Origin of the sequence: Puia sp., assembly GCF_036500295.1 — a bacterium.
Classification (GTDB): Bacteria; Bacteroidota; Bacteroidia; order Chitinophagales; family Chitinophagaceae; genus Puia.
Genome location: NZ_DASYCH010000115.1, coordinates 1 through 2,974, shown reverse-complemented (window position 1 = coordinate 2,974; position 2,974 = coordinate 1). Strand labels below are relative to the sequence as shown.

Below are 2,974 nucleotides of genomic sequence, written 5' to 3'. Positions count from 1 at the left end.
GGCATAGGGAGGATTGGTGAACGGAAAAAGCGGATAGGCAAAGGGGTTCGTCGAGCTGGGAGCGGGATAGCTGCCATCCGCATTCTGGTACGCTGGCACATTATATTTTGCCATCAGTTCCCGCATGATCTCGTTCCAACGCAATACCCCACCGGCACTCCAATATCTTATCTTGTTCTCCTGGTCGTCGCCCGGATGGGCCTGGTAGGCCTTGATCTCGTTGAGATCGGCAATATATAACGGGTTATTGGTCGCAACAGGGGCGGCCACCGCAAAGGTATCCGGACGGGAGAGCAGGATGAGCTTCCAGTTTCCCGCATTCAGGTCCTGGCTGGCCGGAGCCAGCGGCGGCAGGTTGGCCGTCCGGTCGCTCACGTTTTTATTACAAGCGGCAAGGACCGTAAAAGCCGCGATGAACAGGTATGTCGTGCGTCTCATAATTAGTTCGTTTTAGCAGGTACTGCAGTCTTTTTTGTCTTGTGAGTAAAATCCAGGATATAAAAAACGCCAATATCAAACCCCGTCGCCTGCCCCACATTCCTTCCAGCAACGGTAGTATTGCCTCCGCCCGTGAGTGACAATCCCGCCACTGCCTTGAAATTGTATTTGAAATGGGCGCCCACCATCGTCGCATTCATTTTATTGCTGGGGAAGGGCATGTCGTTCTTCCGGATATCAAACCCTCCGATCGTCGTCATGTTGGAGAGTACCGCCTCGATGATCCACCGTTCGCTGCGATAACCCGTCCGGAAATTGAAGGCCGTCATATTGGGCATGTCCACTTTATCCGTGACGTGCAGCGCTGTCGTATAGTAGGAATTGCGATCGATGGTGATATCATCGCGAAAGGTATAGGTGTAGTTGGCCGTCGCAAAGAAATTTCCAAGCTGGTAGTCCGCCGTGATCCTGCCCGAAACCGTTCTGCTGTGCAGCCCGATCGACAAAGGCAGATAGTCGGAAATATAATTTGTCAGTGGAAGCGAGGCGCCGCCAAGCGCATAGAGCGACAGCACCCCATTGCCGATATTCTGTTCAACCGCCAGCCATTTGATCCAGGCGGAAAGATCCTGTATGCCATGCTGCCCATGCAGGGTCCCGGCACTGGCCTTTGTCTCGACATAGGGCGCATTGACAAGGATATTCAGCTTGCGGCTCACGCCATAGGTCCCCATCAGTCCAATCATTTGAGCAGTAACCGTCCCAAGGTTCTGGTTGTTACGCTTGAAGGTCCCTTCCCAATAATGGTCCCAGTTGCTACGCATATAGGTGGCGCCTACGCATAGATTTTTTTTCGACATCATGATCGCGTCTTCGTCCGTTTGCGCCCGGAGTCTCGGCGCCTGCGCCAGCAGCAGGACGAGTAAGGCGAACACGGTATGTTTGAAAAAAAGAAGTTTCATGCAATATAAGTTTAGCAGTTAGTTTTGGCCCGGTAGTCAGAACCGGATATTTGCTCCGATATTGACCGTATAGTCGGCAAAAGCGGCATCGCCCTGGGTATAGGTCCCCGTGAGCTTCGTCGTTATTTTATCCGGTACGCTCTGTGTTCGGTTGCGCACCATCGCAATGGGTACGAAGGCATACAGCGATACTTTCGGAAAGACATAGGTCACTCCCGGTTCGGCCGAAAGGATATAGCCCGGCCTTCTAAAGCCCTCGCTGCCGCCCACCAGGTCATGCACGGGAAGACATTCGTCCCGCATCCCGGCAGAAAAAGCGAAATGCCCCTCCATCACGTTGACGCCTATGCGGGCCATATACTGGTCCGGAACGCTCATGACATCGCTGGTATTCTTAACGGCGGATGCCGATGCCGTCGCCCCACGGGCAGTGGATGTGCCATTCACATCCCGCGGGCTGCTGAGATAATAAAAGTTCCCATAGATGCCAACCGTATGGGAAAAGTTGTAAAAGGCGTTTAACTCCAGCGTGATGCCGGTGCCGCCATCCCCCAGTTGTATGGACTGATCCACCGGACCCAACCGCTTGGTGCTGTCCGTCAAATGAAAATAATCCTGGTAATTCGAAGTACCTGTCGGCAGTTTAAGTCCCAACCCTATCTGTATATTGGCCCGGGGCATCTTCACGGGATCGATCACCCAGCCATAAACGGCAAACCGGATATCACCCACTCCAAAAGAATGGGTCTGGTACCGGCCCAGGTTGTTGTGCTCATACAGAGATGAGCGTGAATTCGCTTCGATCGGAACATCCAGCATGACAGACCAGCGCGGATTGATCAGGCGGTACAGGGCCATGTCCATCGTGTACTGGTGATTGATCACTTCTGTACCCAAGGTCTGCCGCTGCTTCTGCTGATTGGTGCCGATATAATGCCGGAAGGACCGAAAATATCGGTTGTTGGCGCTGAACTGCCATTTGCTGGTCGTATCGATATGCTCTTCACCGCCGGCCGAGCAGAAACCGCCGGTGCTCCGGATAGCTACGCAACCCTGTGCGGAGACTTCCTGCCTGGTGAAGAGAATGGACAGCGACATAAGCAGTAAATAGAACTTTTTCATTTCGTTAGTTTTGAATGGTTGTTAGTTGGCTACAAGATGCGTCGTCTGAAAGGCAATCGCCCAAAGTTTATGCAGATGTTGTTTTTGGAAAAAGGAGAACGCCGGGGCATACCGATACCCGGATTGGAATGGACAGGCCATTCGGCGCCAGCCAGACCTAGCAAGCTGTGCGAAGAAGGTCGGGTGGCTTTTCTGCCGTCAATATATAGGAAGAGGGGATGACGGGGACCTGCTCCAACGAAATGGGCAGGGCGGTCGGATAAAGAAGATCCAGGACGTAGAGATCGCGCTGTATATTATAATCCGAAGTAGAGAAGTTTTTTTGAACGGACGCCTTTTTCCCTTGGTTGTCCTGCTGCTGGAGGTCATTGACCTGGCGAAAAAAATCGTTGCGCGCGGTTTGAAGACGCATCGATGCCTGGTTCGGAATGCAAAGCAACTCCAGCGAGTCT

The 2,974-nt window shown here is 52.8% G+C and carries 3 protein-coding genes and 1 pseudogene; all 4 read right to left on the bottom strand.

All coding sequences use genetic code 11. The annotated features are described in order from the left end of the window. A pseudogene (locus VGM48_RS21355) lies at positions 1–438 on the bottom strand (PA-phosphatase); the annotation flags it as partial. 2 nt (positions 439–440) lie between these two features. After that, on the bottom strand, positions 441–1,400 hold the full coding sequence (locus VGM48_RS21350; protein ID WP_331582467.1) for a hypothetical protein: 960 nt from the start codon (positions 1,398–1,400) through the stop codon (positions 441–443). 36 nt (positions 1,401–1,436) lie between these two features. Continuing rightward, positions 1,437–2,522 carry a hypothetical protein gene (locus tag VGM48_RS21345; protein ID WP_331582466.1) on the bottom strand — a complete coding sequence of 362 codons (1,086 nt, stop codon included), beginning with the start codon at positions 2,520–2,522 and terminating at the stop codon, positions 1,437–1,439. 157 nt (positions 2,523–2,679) lie between these two features. Next, on the bottom strand, positions 2,680–2,974 hold a 295-nt coding region (locus VGM48_RS21340; protein WP_331582465.1), incomplete at its 5' end, for a hypothetical protein.

Coding starts and splice junctions, on each gene's coding strand:
- VGM48_RS21350 (WP_331582467.1), bottom strand. CDS start 1,400: ATGAAACTTCTTTTTTTCAAACATACCGTGTTCGCCTTACTCGTCCTG.
- VGM48_RS21345 (WP_331582466.1), bottom strand. CDS start 2,522: ATGAAAAAGTTCTATTTACTGCTTATGTCGCTGTCCATTCTCTTCACC.